Annotated in this window: 14 protein-coding genes; 5 read left to right on the top strand and 9 right to left on the bottom strand. The window is 64.6% G+C overall.

Annotated features, from left to right (window positions below):
- Window positions 1–49: 49 nt before the first annotated feature.
- Window positions 50–1,207, bottom strand: a complete 1,158-nt coding sequence (locus RSW2DRAFT_RS01685) for a DUF1501 domain-containing protein (RefSeq protein WP_008027410.1) — start codon at window positions 1,205–1,207, stop codon at window positions 50–52.
- Window positions 1,208–1,210: 3 nt separating this feature from the next.
- Window positions 1,211–2,542, bottom strand: a complete 1,332-nt coding sequence (locus tag RSW2DRAFT_RS01680; RefSeq protein ID WP_008027408.1) for a DUF1800 domain-containing protein — start codon at window positions 2,540–2,542, stop codon at window positions 1,211–1,213.
- Window positions 2,543–2,719: 177 nt separating this feature from the next.
- On the opposite strand from RSW2DRAFT_RS01680, the gene RSW2DRAFT_RS01675 reads away from it, so the two are divergent.
- On the top strand, window positions 2,720–3,529 hold the full coding sequence (locus RSW2DRAFT_RS01675; protein WP_008027406.1) for a glycosyltransferase family 25 protein: 810 nt from the start codon (window positions 2,720–2,722) through the stop codon (window positions 3,527–3,529).
- The gene (locus tag RSW2DRAFT_RS01670) at window positions 3,529–4,398 is read left to right on the top strand and encodes an alpha/beta fold hydrolase (protein WP_008027404.1); all 870 of its coding nucleotides are present in this window, start codon (window positions 3,529–3,531) and stop codon (window positions 4,396–4,398) included. Before RSW2DRAFT_RS01675 ends, RSW2DRAFT_RS01670 begins: the two co-directional genes overlap by 1 nt.
- Here the strand turns inward: RSW2DRAFT_RS01670 and RSW2DRAFT_RS01665 are convergent.
- The 3 genes from RSW2DRAFT_RS01665 to RSW2DRAFT_RS01655 all read right to left on the bottom strand — a co-directional run bounded on the left by RSW2DRAFT_RS01665 (window position 4,379) and on the right by RSW2DRAFT_RS01655 (window position 6,860).
- Window positions 4,379–5,101 carry an FkbM family methyltransferase gene (locus RSW2DRAFT_RS01665; protein WP_008027401.1) on the bottom strand — a complete coding sequence of 241 codons (723 nt, stop codon included), beginning with the start codon at window positions 5,099–5,101 and terminating at the stop codon, window positions 4,379–4,381. The genes RSW2DRAFT_RS01670 and RSW2DRAFT_RS01665 overlap by 20 nt on opposite strands.
- A 24-nt stretch (window positions 5,102–5,125) precedes the next feature.
- On the bottom strand, window positions 5,126–5,779 hold the full coding sequence (locus tag RSW2DRAFT_RS01660) for a hypothetical protein (RefSeq protein WP_008027400.1): 654 nt from the start codon (window positions 5,777–5,779) through the stop codon (window positions 5,126–5,128).
- 265 nt (window positions 5,780–6,044) lie between these two features.
- Window positions 6,045–6,860, bottom strand: a complete 816-nt coding sequence (locus RSW2DRAFT_RS01655) for a hypothetical protein (RefSeq protein ID WP_008027398.1) — start codon at window positions 6,858–6,860, stop codon at window positions 6,045–6,047.
- 115 nt (window positions 6,861–6,975) lie between these two features.
- Here RSW2DRAFT_RS01655 and RSW2DRAFT_RS01650 point away from each other — a divergent pair, with 115 nt between their 5' ends.
- The 3 genes from RSW2DRAFT_RS01650 to RSW2DRAFT_RS01640 all read left to right on the top strand — a co-directional run bounded on the left by RSW2DRAFT_RS01650 (window position 6,976) and on the right by RSW2DRAFT_RS01640 (window position 11,601).
- Window positions 6,976–8,844 (top strand): glycosyltransferase family 2 protein, encoded by a 1,869-nt coding sequence (locus RSW2DRAFT_RS01650; RefSeq protein WP_008027396.1) that lies wholly within the window; start codon window positions 6,976–6,978, stop codon window positions 8,842–8,844.
- A gap of 64 nt (window positions 8,845–8,908) precedes the next feature.
- On the top strand, window positions 8,909–9,373 hold the full coding sequence (locus RSW2DRAFT_RS01645) for a (2Fe-2S)-binding protein (RefSeq protein WP_008027394.1): 465 nt from the start codon (window positions 8,909–8,911) through the stop codon (window positions 9,371–9,373).
- Entirely contained in the window at window positions 9,370–11,601 is a 2,232-nt protein-coding gene (locus RSW2DRAFT_RS01640; protein WP_008027393.1) for a xanthine dehydrogenase family protein molybdopterin-binding subunit, read from the top strand. The genes RSW2DRAFT_RS01645 and RSW2DRAFT_RS01640 overlap by 4 nt, the downstream gene beginning before the upstream one ends.
- Window positions 11,602–11,701: 100 nt before the next feature.
- On the opposite strand, the gene RSW2DRAFT_RS01635 is transcribed toward RSW2DRAFT_RS01640, so the two are convergent.
- From RSW2DRAFT_RS01635 to RSW2DRAFT_RS01620, 4 genes are read right to left on the bottom strand one after another with little or no spacing between them, the layout of a single operon-like run.
- Window positions 11,702–12,700, bottom strand: a complete 999-nt coding sequence (locus RSW2DRAFT_RS01635) for an ABC transporter ATP-binding protein (RefSeq protein ID WP_008027391.1) — start codon at window positions 12,698–12,700, stop codon at window positions 11,702–11,704.
- 9 nt (window positions 12,701–12,709) lie between these two features.
- Complete coding sequence (locus RSW2DRAFT_RS01630; protein ID WP_008027388.1) at window positions 12,710–13,732, bottom strand: Gfo/Idh/MocA family protein; 1,023 nt, start codon at window positions 13,730–13,732, stop codon at window positions 12,710–12,712.
- Entirely contained in the window at window positions 13,729–14,565 is an 837-nt protein-coding gene (locus RSW2DRAFT_RS01625; RefSeq protein WP_008027385.1) for a carbohydrate ABC transporter permease, read from the bottom strand. Before RSW2DRAFT_RS01625 ends, RSW2DRAFT_RS01630 begins: the two co-directional genes overlap by 4 nt.
- An 8-nt stretch (window positions 14,566–14,573) precedes the next feature.
- Window positions 14,574–15,491, bottom strand: a complete 918-nt coding sequence (locus tag RSW2DRAFT_RS01620) for a carbohydrate ABC transporter permease (RefSeq protein ID WP_008027384.1) — start codon at window positions 15,489–15,491, stop codon at window positions 14,574–14,576.
- Window positions 15,492–15,557: the final 66 nt, after the last annotated feature.

The following is a 15,557-nucleotide window of genomic DNA, read 5'->3' as shown; positions in this document are numbered from 1 at the left end:
GGTGCCGCTGGAGCCTCCGGCGGGGATATTTAAGAACAGATGAAAGGGTTTAGCGCAGAAGCTGCGGGTTGGGGCCCATGTCCAGCGCCGGGAAGACGTGGCCTTCGATATCCGAAGTTGCCAGCCCGAACAGATCGTGCAGCGCCCAGCCGGCATAGGCGCGCAGGTCGGTGGTGGGCATCAGGTCGCGGCGGGCATAGAGCGCGGATTCGTTCAGGCCCGGCCATTGGCCCAGCACCCGCTTGCCACGCAGCGCCCCGCCCGCCAGCAGCGACGCACCGCCGGTGCCGTGGTCGGTGCCGGCGGAGCCGTTCTCGCGGGCGCTGCGGCCAAACTCGGTGACGGCCAGCACCAGCGTGGTGGCCCAGTTGGCCCCGAGGCCGGCTTTCAGTGCCAGAATGGTATCGGCCAGATCGCCCAGCCGCCGGGCAATGCCCGGGCCTTGCTTGTTGTGGGTATCCCAGCCGCCAAAGGAAAACGCGGCAATGCGCGCCTCGGCGTTCAGGCGGGCGGCGACATAGGCGCCCAACTGGTCGCGCTTGGCATCGGCATTGGAAATCCGTTGCGCCTCGGATTCCGCGCGCAGGGCCACGGCTTTCAGATAGGCCTCGGCAAAATCGGGGTCGGCGGCGTGCAGGCAGCCAAGCAACGCCGTGCCCTGGCCTGACAGCGTGCTGTCGGCCACCGGCAGCCACTGCCGGGCGGGGGCATCGCCTTCCAGAATCAGCATCGGCTCGCGCCCCACTGCCACCGCCATATCGGGGGCGGCACCCCTGATGCGGCCAACGGCGCGGTTCAGCCAGCCGCCATCCACCGGCGCGTCGGCAGCCAGCGCGCCACTTTCCAGCAGGTCTTGCCCGACGAAATGGCTGCGTTGCTGGCGGTAAGGGGTGGCCACCGCATGGGCAAAGCCCAACTCGCCCGCCTGCCAAAGCGGCATCAGACCGGCGGCACCGGGGTTCAGGCCGAAGAAGCCGTCAAGGTCCAGCGAGGCGGAATCGGTCAGCAGCGTCGGGCGCAATGCGGCATAGTCGGAATCGCCCAGGGGGCGCACCACATCCAGCCCGTCCATGCCGCCACGCAGCACCATCACCACCAGCCGGTTTTCACCCGGTGCCGCAGCAAAGCTGACCGGCGTCAGCAACGGGCTGGCGGCCAGCGAGCAACCGATCAGGAACGACCGCCGCGACAGCAAAAGATCACCCATCGCCTACCTCCGCATGAAATCGGGCGAGCCCAGCAGCACCGCCACGCCCTCCCACCGCTGTTCGGCCAGACCAACGGCGCGCAGCGTGTCGGGATGCGCCAGATCGCCCAGCACCTGCCGCGCCAGCGCCACCGGGTCGGCGCGTTCGCCGCGCAGCCGGGCCAGCCGTTCCGCCCAATCCAGCCGCGCCACCATATAGGGCGGCGAGATCCATTCGGCGGCGGTGTCGGGCCAGCCATCCGGGCCGCGCGGGCGATAGACCGGTTGACCCATCTGCGCCAGCGCCGCCTCGGCGCGAAAACCGCCCTTGGGGGCGCCCTGCGACTGGGTCTCAGCCCCGGTCAGATCAAAGGCGCGCAGGCTGGCCACCACAAATTCATGCGGCGAGCGGATCTTGCGCAGCACCGGGTCGCGGGCGGCGGGGTCTTGCAGCAGCAGGCGATAGACCGGCACCAAGGCGCCGCTTTCAGCCAGATAAGTCTGCGCCATGCGGGCAACCAGGGCTTCGGGCGGGGTGTCGGACAGGAAATGCCGGGCAAGGGCGAGACAGACGCTTTGGGCGGTTTCGGGCCGCATCGACAGGTCTTCGACAAAGTGGGCAATCTCGTCTGCGCCCTCGCCATAGCTTTGGCCCAGCACGGTTTTCTGGCCCGGCTCGGCGCGGTTTTCGTCATAGGCCGCACCTTCAGGCGTGAAGGTCAGGCCCGTCAGCAAGGCCGCCAGCGCCGTTACATCGGCCTGAGTATAGCCGGTGGCCATTGTGTGCAGTTCCAGCAATTCGCGGGCGAAATTCTCGTTCAGCCCGGCCCGTCTGCGCAGGCCAAAGCGCGAGTTGGGCCCGACCGAGCGCGCCTGGTCCAGATACAGCAGCATCGCCGGATGCCAGACCGAGGCCAGCAACAGCTCGGCAAACCGCCCGGCAACATGTGGTCGCACTGCCTCGTCACGATAGGGCTGCACCAGATAGACCAACTCGCCCCTGGTGCTGGCCACGGTCAGCCGGTTGGCCCAGAAATTCACCAGCCGTTCATGAAAGCCTGCCTTGGTCGCGGCAGCCTGCGGCACCCAGACCAGCGTATCCTCGCGCTGCATCTGCCGCAGTGCCTTCAGCGTGGTGTCGGTCTTTGGCCCGCCAGCCTTTTGCACCTGCCGTTCCTGCCGCAGCGCCACCAGCATCTGCAGGCGCGCGGCAAGGCCGGGGCGGGCAAAGGCAACCGGCGCGGGATCGGCAAGCTGCGCCAGCAGGCGGTCAGGTTCAACCGACCCTTTCAGCACGGATGAGCCGGCTTTCGGCCCATAGCCAAAGCGGATCAGTTCGATCGCCGATGCATCCATGTGCGACCCCTTTGTCTGGCTTTCAGATGGAAGTTTTGCGGCGGGGCGTCAAGTCGGCGGGGCGGAATCGGCCATTTCGCGCGAACTTCGGCCAGATTGACAGCCCGCATCGCGCTGCCTATCCTCAAATCCATGAAAACAGCGTGAAAAACGCGGGGCTTTGAGGGAACGAGTGCAATGTCGCAAGATACGCCAGGCGTGGCGGCGCAGGTCTATGCCGATGGCATCACCGATCTGCGGCAAGTTCAGGCCGTCGTCATCAACATGCCCAAACAGCGCAAGCGTCGCCGCCACATGGAGCGGTTGCTGACCGGGCTGGGTATTGCGCACAGCTTTTCCGACGGCGTTGACAGCACCGAGTTCAAGGTGCTGAACGCCACGCTGGCGCATCAGGGGGCCATGGCCAAGGCCAAGGGCCTGCCCTTCATGATCCTGGAAGATGATCTGGAGTTCTGTGCCGGAAGCACCGCCTTGCCGGGTCTGCCAGCCGATGCCGATATCGTTTACCTGGGGCTGAACACGGCTGGCTGCTTTCCGCGCATCCGCGAGATTCACGACCAGATCGGCCACAGTGCCGTGCCGGATTTCGTGCTGGCCCGGGCGCATGACGCGCGCTTTGCCCGATTGTTTTCGATGGTGTCGGCACATGCCATTCTTTTCGTCAGTGCGCGCGGGCGCGCCGCCTATGCCGAAGCCCTGCAACTGGCTGCCAACCGGCGGATGCCGCTGGACGTGTCTTACGCCTATGTCATGGGCGGGCTGAACACCTACGCGGTATTGCAACCGATGTTCCGCGAGGCGATGGCCCTGCAGATTCGCACCAAAAGCTCGGAGGATCGCGCAGCGATGACGGCAACGCCGCTGCGGTTGGCCAGCCTTGGCGAAAGGCGGGTCGGGCTGAAGTCGAAATGGGAGGTCGAAGCCGAGGTCGTGGATGACGGGCGGGGTGGCTTTGCCTGGAGCATGCTGCGCTGCGATCCGCGCTGATGACCCCCGCGCTGCCCGGACAAGTGATCTACGCATCAAGCGGCTTGCTGATCCGCCATGTTCCGGCGGTATCGCCGCCCGGGGATGCGGTGGTCGTCACCTTTCCCGACATGCTGCATCCGGGCATCCAGAGCGGCACGGGTTTTGCCGAAAGCTCGCTGGCCAAGCGCGGGATTTCGCAAGTGGCGGTGCTGCCCCGCCGGTCAGACTGGTTCCAGACCGCAGATTTTCTGCCCGCCATGAAGGCAGTGCGGCAGCATCTTGGGCCAGAGGTGCCCCTTACCACCTATGGCTTCAGCATGGGGGGATACGGCGCTATTCTGGCGGCAAAGGCGCTTGACGCGCGGCTGGCCGTGGCACTGGCACCGCAATTCTCGCTTGATCCCGCCGTGGTGCCCGGCGATCTGCGCTTTGCGCCGCAGGCCGCCGAAATCGGGCCATTCTGCTGGGATGTGGCTGCCGAAATGGCGGATGGGTGCTGCTATCAGGTGCTGCATGACCCACTGCATCGGCTGGACCGGCTGAACGCCCGGCTGTTCGGCCAGGCTGGTGCGCGGCTGATGCCCGTTCATGGCGCGCGGCATCATATCATCCCCTGCCTGATCGAGGCCGGGGTGATCGAAAGCCTGTTCGACGTGCTGCGAGGAGCGGCGGCACCGCAGGCGTTGCGGCAGGCTTACCGGGCCGGGCGCCGGACCAACCGGCATTGGATCAGGCGGGTGGGCAAGTATTGCGCCGCGCAGGGCCACCGGCTGGCGCTTGCAGGCCTGATCGAACTGGCGGATATGCGCGGGATGCGCGGTCCGGCAAGGGATTGGCGCGAGGTTCTGGCCAAACCAGCGCGGCGGGTCAGATCCAGTCGAGGTTGACCCGGTTGCCGGGATACTTCTCGGCAAAGCTTTCGCGCAGTGCCTTGTAACGGGGGCGCAAATCCTTGAATTTTCGCTCGTGGGTTTCGACCACGATCACCCTGATCTGCGCCAGCAGGCCATCGCGGTCCAGCACTTCCAGAATCTCCAGCTCGGCGCCTTCGATGTCCATCTTCACCAAGGCCACCTCGCGCCCCGCCGCGATCTTTTCGCGGATCAGGTCGGGAAAGCTGATCAGCGGCACGTCGAAACCGGTGCTGGCGTCGATGGACCGCCCGCCTTGCAGGATGGTGCTTTTCACCGAGGCACCGGTGGGATTGTCGTCGAAATTCTGCGCCCGCATCAGCCGCACGGTGCCTGCGCTGGCACCCACGGCGGCGTTGATCAGGGTCACGCGGGGATGGTCGGCAAACTTGGCCGTCAGTTCGGCAAAGGCAAAGGGGTCGGGTTCGAAGGCCAGCACATCGGCACCGGTATCGGCCAGAATCGCGGTGATAGAGCCTATATTGGCGCCGCAATCCATCACCAGATCGCCGGGACGCAGCATGGCGGCAACACCGGCCAGAAAGCCTTCGGCGCCGGCTTTGCGCAGGTTGCGTTTCTGACGGCGGATCATCGCCTCGGCGCGCAGTTCGGCCTTGGAGCGGCCATCGCCCGCGGCCGTCGGTTCGTCGTCAGCGTCCTGCATGATCGGCACTCGCATGTTTGGCACCTTTGGGAAAGCCGGTCATTCGATCTGCCCGGTTTGCGCCAGACCGGTGCCGGGGTCTTCTGGCGCGTCTGGGGTCAGGCGGCGCACGAACCGCACGCCGGTTTGCGATTTCAGCGTGGCCTGCGCCACCTCGTGCAGACCGGCTTCCTTCAGCACGGCAAGCTGGCGGTAATGCACGGTATAAATCTCGCGGCCCTTGGGCAGCGGTTCGCCGCGCAACCGGCCCCCCAGGATATAGTGCTGTTCCTCGGGCAGGATGTTCCAGCCCAGACCGGCGCGTTGCATGGCGATGGGCAGGGTCATCTGGTCCAGATAGGGGCGGCGCTTGTCCAGCGTCTCGACCCGGTCAAGCCGCCGCGCGGTATCATACCAGACATCGGGAAACCGCCCGCCCGGCCCCGGCGTTTCGGGAAACACCACCAGACCGGCGCTGAAATACGGGATCACCGGCTTGCCCGATTGCCGCATCAGCCGGATACGCTCGGTCGGGATCGGCATGCCGAAAGTGCCATAGATTGTATCCCAGATCGTCTGTTCCGCCCAGACCATCGAGGCGGCAGCCGAGGCCGAAACCTTGCCCGGCTTGCACAGCGCCGCCGAAGTGTTGGGCCGCAGGAACAGCACATCGGAATCGACAAAGGCCGAAAATGCGCCATCGCGCGGCTGCATGGCGGCGATGATCTTGTTGCCATGCGGATAGGGGGGTATCCCACATGCCTTCCGTCTGCATCGGCCTGATCTCGGCGCCCATCATCTCGTGTGCCTTGATCACCGCCGGGTGCAGATTGGCCATCCTGTGCGCCGGGCAATAGCCGATCGCCTTCACCTCCGGCGGGAAATAGCGGCGGATCGAGGCCAGCAGCGTGCAGGCGAAAATCTGATAATCCGGCGGCTCGACGATATAGACAAAGGTCAGATCGGGTGCGGCCATCGGCTATTCTTCCAGCGCGTCTTGCGGATTGACCCCGATCTCGCGGCACATCCGGTCGGCGTAGGAATTGGCAAGCGGCGGGTTCTTGCGCCACCAGGGCTTTGTGCCGTTGGTGTAAAGATGCACCGACAGGGTGTTGTCGGTAAAATGCCCCTCCACCCGACCGTAAGGGTCGTAGAACACGTCGTTAAGCTGGAACGGCACCGGATAAAGGAAATCCGGCGACAGCGCCTTTTCATAATCGCCAGTCTGCTGGGCAAACCAGGTGAAAGCCTGCGGGCCAAAGCTGGTGCGCTCGGCATTATAGATCCGCACGGCATGCGGCAGCGACGGATCCTGCTTTTCCAGCCGCTTGCGCTGCTGCTTGTTGAACCAGGCGGGAGCTGCGGGCAGGTTGTCATAGTAATCCAGCAACTGATCAATCAGCGCGCCCTTCGGCGGAATATACACCACGCCGCAGTTCAGCGCGCCGCGAAAGCCGTGGCCGGCAAAGATGTTCTGCATCTCGTCCGGGAACGGCTTGTGGCAGAAGGCGTCGCAGTCGATCCACACCGCATCGGTCTTCTGGATCATCTTGTAGCGGAACACGTTCGACAGAAAGGATTCAGAGGTCTGCCGCACGATCTCCATATCAATCGCCATGATGTCGGTGGCGGGTTTGACGATCACGCCCTCGGGCACGTTGGTCACGGTATCGGTGCAGTAAAGCGTCGTGGGATGGCCCTGTTTCACATGGCTGAGCAGGCAAAGCTGGTTCAGGTAATGCAGCCGCTCGCCGATCCAAAGCGATGCAACCGGGCGGCGGATGGGGCCTGTCATTGTTCCCTCATTAACTACAATCACATTGAAAAGTGATTTCTTTTGCGTTGCTTGGGATAATGCCCTAACCCTTGCGCCATGTCCAGCAGGGCGGACCCCGCGCAAGAGGCAGAGCTTGGCCAGCAAGAAGAAAACCGGTTCAAATGCTGCGCAAAAGCCTGGCCTGACCAAACACATCAGCCCGCATGGCCGCCTTACCGCCGTGTCGATGATGAAGGACGAAGGCCCCTTCGTGCTGGAATGGATCGCGCATCATCTGGCGGTCGGTTTCACCGATATCGTGGTCTATACCAACGATTGCTCTGACGGCACCGACGACATGCTGATCCGGCTGGAGGAGATGGGTCTGGCCTATCACCGCCGCAACGATATCCCCGAAGGCATCCGCCCGCAGCCCTCGGCCTTGAACTATGCGCAGGACGAGCCGCTGGTGGGCAGCAGCGACTGGGTGATGGTGTTCGATGCCGACGAGTTTCTCTGCATCAAATACGGCGACGGCACACTGGATGACATGATCACTGCCGCCAAGGCGCGCGGCGCCAATGGCATCGTGGTGACCTGGCGGATTTTCGGCTCGGGCGGCGTGCATGACTGGTCGCGCGCCCCGGTGACCGAGCAGTATCTTTATGCCGCCCCGCCGATGTGGAACCGCGGCTGGGGGGTGAAGACGCTGTTCCAGTTCGACCCCAAGTATTGGAAACTGGGCATCCACCGCCCCAGCATCAAGAACAAGTGGCTGGAGGGCGAGTTTCCCGAAACCGTGAAATGGCTGAACGGCTCCGGCGCGCCGATGGAGGATTATTTCAAGTTCCGCGGCTGGCGCTCGATCGTGCGCACCATTGGTTATGACTGGGTGCAGTTGAACCATTACGCGGTCAAATCCATCGACAGCTATGCGATCCGCAAGTTCCGCGGCAACGTCAACCTCAAGAAAGACAAGTATAATTCCGACTATTGGGCCTTGCAGGACCGCAACGAGGTGCGCGACGACGCCATGCTGCGCTATTCGGGCGAACGCAACCGGATCATGGCGGCGTTGCTGGAAGACCCGGTGCTGAACCGGCTGCATTTCGCAGCACTGGATCGGGCCGAGGCGCGGCTGGCCGAGTTCAAGGGCACCGAAGCCTATAACGAGATGGTCGAGGGGTTGAAGGCCGCCAGTCTGATCCCGATTGATCAGGTGGAAGCCAAGCCGCCACAGGCCCGCGACCCGGAAAAGATCGCGGCCCTCATGAGCCGGGTCGAAAAGAACACTTCGGAAAAGCAGAAGGCCGACCGGCAGAAGCCACCACCCGATCGCAAGCCGGGCACGCTGGGGCTGTATGTGACCGGGGCGGTGGATATGTCGGTCGATCCGCCGCTGAGCTGGCACAAGAACCACGAGATCGAGGTGCCCGCCGACCCGCGCATCTTCACCCCGCCGGCGCTGTTGCTGATTGCCGAGGGCAAGTTTGAACGCAATCTGGCGCGCAGCCTGCCCAAGATGCTGCCCAAGGGTGGCACGCATCTGGAGATTGGCGCAGGCTGCGGGTTTCTGGCGGCGCTGCTGTCACGCACCCGCCCGGACATGCGGTTGGTGGTGCAGGAGGAATCCGCTGGCCTGCACATCGCACTGACCCGGCTTTGGGCGCGCAACGGCATTGCCGCGGGAGAAAAGCTGCGCCTGCTGCAAACGCCCGTGGCGGACGATGCGGCGGCGCTGGCGGGGCTGCTGGCCGAGGTGAAGCCGACCACGCTTTCCCTTGGCGATCCGGGGCTGCGGCCTGATGTGCTGCAGGCGGCATATGCGCAATCGGGGGTCGCTCCGCCCTTGCTGCTGATCCTGACCTACCGGCTGCTGGCCGAACACCCCGACGATCTTCCGGGGTTCGAGGCGCTGTGCCAAAGCTGGGGCCTGACCGCCCGGCTGCCGCTGGATGCCACGCTGGCGGTGGCATTCTGCCGCGCCGCCCAGGTTGCGCAGCCGAAACCCGAGGCGACTTGACGGCACGGTTTGAAATGCCGGGTTCCGGGTCTATGCTGGCAGCATAAGCCAAAGGACGCCCGCCATGCAGATCACCGTGAACGGCACCAGCCACGAGGTGACCGCCGCCCCCGACACCCCGCTTTTGTGGGTGCTGCGTGACGAGTTGAACCTGACTGGCAGCAAATATGGCTGCGGTGTCGGGGTCTGCGGTGCCTGCTCGGTGCTGCTGGATGGCTTGGCGGCGCGGTCGTGCCAGACCCTGCTGGCCGATGTCGGCGAGGCGCAGATCATCACCATCGAAGGGCTGGCCAGCCCCGACGCGCTGCATGCCGTGCAGCAGGCGTGGTTGCAGCATCAGGTGGCGCAATGCGGCTATTGCCAGTCGGGGCAGATCATTCAGGCGGTGGCCTTGCTTAAGGAAATTCCGCAGCCGACGGATGCCGAGATCGACACGGCGATGGCCGGGAACCTGTGCCGCTGCGGCACCTACCCGCGCATCCGTGCCGCCATTCACGATGCCGCCCTTCGGCTGGCGGTGACACCATGAGCCGCCTTGCAACCATCGCCCGGCGCAGCTTCCTGATCGGCTCGGTCGCCATTCTGGGCGGGGTGGCGTTCGGCACCTATGCCTATCGCAAGCCCTGGCCCAACCCGCTGCTGGGCGGTGAAGACGCGGCGCTGACCCCCTATGTGCTGATCGACGCCACCGGCGTTACCATCATCGCCCCGCGCGCCGAGATGGGTCAGGGCGTGCATACCACGCTGGCGGCTTTGGTGGCCGAGGAGATGGACCTGCCCTGGGATCAGGTGCGCGTGATCCACGGCCCGGCCTCGAAAGCCTATTTCAATGCGGCGGTGCTGGAGGAAGGTGTGCCCTTTGCCCCCACCGATACCGGCTGGATGGCGGAAAGCCTGCGCAAGGCGATGCAGGTGCCGGGCAAATTGCTGGGGTTGCAGATCACCGGCGGCTCGTCGTCCACCCCCGACGCCTATGAAAAGATGCGCGCAGCAGGTGCCGTGGCGCGGGTGGCGCTGATTGGCGCGGCGGCGCGGCGGCTGGGGCTTGACGCGGCGGTGCTGAAAACCGAAGGCGGCGCGGTGGTGGCCCCCGATGGCACGCGGCTCAGCTATATCGAACTCGCGACCGAAGCAGCCTCGGTGCCGCTGCCCGACACCCCGCCGCTGAAACCCCGCGCCGAGTGGAAGCTGCTGGGCACATCGCTGCCGCGCCCCGACATGCCTGGCAAGATCACCGGGGCGGCGCAGTTCACCGCCGACCTGCGGCTGTCCGGGATGCTGTTCGGCACGGTGCGCTGCAATCCCGGGCTTGGTGCGCCGATGAAGTCTTATGACGCCACTGCGGCGCTGGCGATGCCCGGCGTGGTGCAGGTGGTCGAGGTGGAAAACGGCGTCGCGGTGCTGGCGCGCTCGACCTGGGAGGCGTTTTCCGCAGCCAATGCGATCACCTTCGACTGGGCTCCTGCCGCCTATCCCGCCGATACCGCCGCGATGCTGGCCGCCGTTGATGCCGCCTTCGATGCCGACCGTCTAGACAGCCGCAGCCGCGACGATGGCGATGTGGAAGCCGCGCTAACCGTCGGAGACATCTTCGAGGCCCAATATTCCGTGCCCTACCTCGCCCACGCCACGATGGAGCCGATGTGTGCCGCAGCCCTGCTGACGGACGGCCATTTGCAGGTCTGGACCGGCACGCAACTGCCGACGCAGATCCTGAAGGAAGGGGCGGCGCTGACAGGCCTGCCGGTCGAGGCCATCGAGGTTCACACCATGCTGATGGGCGGCGGTTTCGGGCGGCGGGCCGAAATGGATGTGGCGCGGCAGGCCATCACCGTGGCCAAGGCGGTCGAAGGCACGCCGGTGCTGCTGACCTGGAGCCGCGAGGAGGATACCACGCATGACGTCTATCGCCCGATGGCCAAGGCACGGCTGCGCGCGCGGGTAGAAGCAGGCAAGGTCGCGGCCTTCGATCTGCATCTGGCCGCCCCTTCGGTGATCGCCTCGCAGGTGGGTCGGCTCGGCTACTCGGTGCCCGGACCGGATTCGTCGATCGTGCAGGGCGCGTGGGAGCAGCCCTATGACTTCACTAACCACCGCGTCACCGGCTACCGGGTGCCCGCCGGGGTGCCGGTGGGGTCGTGGCGCGCGGTGGGTGCCTCGCAGAACGGGTTCTTCCACGAAAGTGCGGTGGACGAGTTGGCGCATCTGGCGGGGGTGGACCCGCTGGAGTTCCGCCTGGCCCACATTTCCCATGAGCCGTCGCGCAAGGTGCTGGAGGCGGTGGGCCGGATGTCGCATTGGGGGGCGGCGCCGATCGAGGGCCGCGCCCGTGGGCTGGCCTTCAGCCTCAGCTTCGGCGTGCCGGTGGCCGAGGTGATCGAGATCGAACAGACCACCGTGGGTATCCGCCTGATTGCTGCCTTTGCGGCGGTGGATGTGGGCACAGCACTTGATCCCGGCATCATCGAGGCGCAGGTGCAGGGCGGCATGGTCTTTGGGCTGAGTGCGGCGATCATGGGCGAGATCAGCTTTGCGCAAGGTCGCGCCCAGCAAAGCAATTTCACCGACTACGACGCCTTGCGCCTGCCGCAATGCCCGCCGATCAGCGTGACGATTCTGGAAAACGGCGACCGCATCCGCGGCATCGGTGAACCCGGCCTGCCACCTGCGGCCCCGGCGCTGGCCAACGCCATCTTCGCGCTGACCGGCCAGCGCATCCGTGACCTGCCCTTGAACAAGTCCATAGCCTTCGCTTGAGGCTTTCATCTGTTCTTCAAATATCCCCGCGCGGCGCGCTCCCGCTGCCAGCACAGACGCTCCGCGGGGGATATTTTAGCAGAGAAGAATGTGCAGAGAGTCAGCGCAACCGCAGGCCTGCGGCGTCGAAATGGAAGGCGCGGGCGGCTTCGGGGGTCAGTTGCACGGTCTCGTCCACCCGGTAGTCATGCTCGCCGAACAGCCGCACGGTCAGCAACCCTTGGGTGGCGGTGTTGATATAGACCAGCGTCTCGCCGCCCAGCTTTTCGACGTGGGACACCGTGCCTTCGATCTGCCCCGCCGTGCGCGAAATCGCCAGATGTTCGGGCCGCACCCCCATGGTGGCGCTGCGCATCCCCAAGGCCCCGGCGTGCAGGAAGTTCATCATCGGCGAACCGATGAAGCCCGCGACAAAGGTGTTGTCGGGGTCGTTATACAGGTCCATCGGCGCGCCGACCTGTTCCACGCGGCCATCTCGCAGCACCACGATGCGGTCGGCCAGCGTCATCGCCTCGATCTGGTCATGCGTCACATAGATCATCGTGGCATCCAGATCGCGGTGCAGCTTGGCAATCTCGATCCTTGTGGCCACGCGCAATGCGGCATCGAGGTTCGACAGCGGCTCGTCGAACAGGAACAGTTTCGGCGTGCGCACGATGGCGCGGCCGATGGCAACGCGCTGACGCTGGCCGCCGGAAAGCTCGGACGGGCGGCGGGCCAGCAAGGGTTCCAGCGCCAGCATCGCCGCCGCATGATCGACCGATTTTGCCACCGCGGCCTTCGACTGCCCCGCCTGTTTCAGCGCCAGCCCCATGTTGTCGCGCACCGTCAGATGCGGGTAAAGCGCGTAGCTTTGGAACACCATGGCGATCTCGCGCTTGGCCGGGGCCACATCGTTGACCCGCGCACCGTTGATCATCACCTCGCCGCTGCTTACATCCTCCAGCCCGGCGATCATCCGCAACAGGGTGGATTTGCCACAGCCCGACGGCCCGACAAACACGCAGAACTCGCCGGTCTGCACCTCCAGATCGACGCCCTTGATGACATCGGTCTTGCCGAAGGATTTGGTGACATTGACAAGCGTCAGCGCGGCCATGGCGGCTCCTTACAGTTTCACGGGCAGGCCCGAGCGCACGCTTTCATCCGCCGCAAGGCAGATCGCCAGCGAGCCGACGGCATCCGCCATGTGGCGGGTGAGGTCCAGGTTTTCGGCGATGGCGCGGGCGACGAAGGCCTGCTCGCGGTCGCACAGCTCCTGATGGCCGGGTTCGTCGGCCATCGAGATATCGGTGTCGCCGGTGGCCACCTTGTGCACCCGCAGCAGCGAGGTCTTGGTATGCGTCGCCATATCGTCGGAGCGCGCATTTTCCGGCATGCGGATCGATACGGCGCCATTGGGGCTGACCACATCCTTCACGAAGAACGCGGTGTCCGACATCATCGGCCCCCAGCCGGCCTCATACCAGCCCAAGCTGCCATCATCGAACAGCACCTGAAAATGGCCGTAGTTATACATGCCCGGCGCGATTTCGTTCGAAAGCCGCAGGCCCATGCCGCGCACCTCCAGCGGTTTGGCGTCGGTGATCTGGCACATCACATCGACGTAATGCACGCCGCAATCGACAATCGGCGGCGTGGTCTGCATCAGCGCCTTGTGCACCCCCCACGTCGGGCCGGAGGATTGCTGGTTCAGGTTCAGCCGGAACACATAGGGGCCGCCCAGCGCCCGCGCCTCGGCGATCAGCCGGATCCAACTTGGGTGATGCCGCAGGATATAGCCCACCACCACCTTGCGCCCGGTCTGAACGGCCTTGGACTGCACCCGCCGCGCATCGGCAACCGTGGTGGCCAGCGGCTTTTCCACGAACACGTCGGCCCCCGCCTCCATCGCCGCGCAGGCGTAATCAGCATGGCTGTCGGAATAGGTGGCCACACAGACCAGATCGGGTTTAAGCCGTGTCAAAGCCTCATTGTAGTCGGCGCTCAGCGGGTAGCCCTGCAACTCGGGCGGCAAATCCACCACCGAGCGGTTCACCAACCCGACGATCTGGAACGCCGGGTTATGATGATAGGCAAGCGCATGGCTGCGCCCCATGTTGCCCAGACCTGCCACCAGAACCCGGATCATTTCACCGCCCCCGCCGTGATGCCGCGGATCAATTGCCGCGAGAATATCAGATACAGCACCAGCACCGGCACGATGGCGAGGCTCAGCGCCGCCAGCACCGCGTTCCAGTTGGTGACGAACTGGCCGATGAACACCTGTGACCCAAGCGTGATGGTCTTCACCTCCTCGGCCGGGGCCAGGATCAGCGGGAACCACAGGTCGTTCCAGATCGGGATCATGGTGAACACCGCCACCGTCGCCATCGCCGGGCGCACCAGCGGTAACACCAGGGTGAAGAAAATCCGATACTCCGACAGCCCGTCGATCCTTCCGGCGTTCTTCAGATCATCCGACACCTGCTTCATGAACTCCGACAGGATGAACACCGCCAGCGGCAGCCCCTGCGCGGTATAGACCAGCACCAGTGCCGTCAGCGTGTTCACCAGCCCGCTTGCCACCATCATCTGCAGAATCGCCACCGTGCCCAGCCGGATCGGGATCATGATGCCCAGCGCCAGATACAGCCCCATCAGCGTGTTGCCGCGGAACCGGTATTCCGACAGCGCAAACGCCGCCATCGCCCCGAACAGCAGCACGAAAAACAGGCTGCCACAGGTCACCACCATCGAGTTCTGGAAATACTGGAAGAAATCGCCCTGCTTCAGCACGGTGGTATAACCGACCAGATCAAAGGTGTCGGGCGTCGGTATCGCCAAAGGCTCGGCAAAGATCGCCCGGCGCGATTTGAAGCTGTTGATGACGATCACGAACACCGGGAACAGCGCGATCACCGTATAGGCGATCAGCACCGCATGGGCGGCGATCGAACGGGAAAGCGGTGTGCGCGTGGCCATGTGCCCCCCTAGAACTGATAGCGACGCAGCCGCGTCTGAATGGCAAACAGATAGAAGCACACGCCGACCAGAATGATGCCGAACATCGCGGTGGCAATGGTGGCGCCCATATGCGGGTCGCCCAGTTGCAACTGGAAGCCAAAGAAGGTGCGGTACAGGAAGGTGCCCAGAATATCCGTGGCAAAATCCGGCCCCGCCAGCGCCCCTTGCGAGACGTAGATCAGATCGAACGCATTGAAATTGCCGACGAATGTCAGGATCGAGATGATGCCGATACTGGGCAAGATCAGCGGCAGCTTGATCTTCCAGAACTGGCTCATGCCGGTGATGCCATCCATCTCGGCCGCCTCCAACACCTCGTCGGGGATGCTGAGAAGGGCGGCATAGATCAGCATCATCGGGATGCCGACGAACTGCCACACCGACACCAGCGCCAGGGCGGTCAGCGCGTATTCCTCTTTCCCCAGCCACGGCGCGAACAGGCTTTTCAGCCCGACGAAATCCAGCATCCCCGGCGCAATGCCCCAGATCGGCGACAGGATCAGCTTCCACACGAAGCCGACGATCACGAAGCTCAGGATGGTGGGAATGAAGATCGCCGTCCGGTAAAACGCCGCCATCCGCAGCCGGGGCGAGGACAGCAACGCCGCCAGCACAATCCCGATCGGGTTCTGCACCAGCATATGGATCAGGAAAAACCAGCCGTTGTTGCCCAGCGCATTCCAGAACGCATCCGCCCAGCGCGGATCGCCAAACAGCGTGCGGAAATTGTCCAGCCCGGCAAACTGCGAAATCCGGTCAACCGAGGTGTAAAGCGACAGGTTCAGCGTGCCGAACAGCGGCACGATCATCATCGCCGTGTAAACCAGCACCGCCGGGGCCAGAAACACCGCGATATGCCACCGCACCGGCTTGCGCCCCGCCATGCCCGCTCCTGCCTTCATCTGTTGAAAAATCTCCTCGGGGGGTGCGGGGGGCAGACAGCCCCCCGC

This window comes from Rhodobacter ferrooxidans, from assembly GCF_000176015.1.
GTDB classification, from domain to species: domain Bacteria; phylum Pseudomonadota; class Alphaproteobacteria; order Rhodobacterales; family Rhodobacteraceae; genus Pseudorhodobacter_B; species Pseudorhodobacter_B ferrooxidans.
This window is presented reverse-complemented; position numbering and strand designations above follow the sequence as displayed.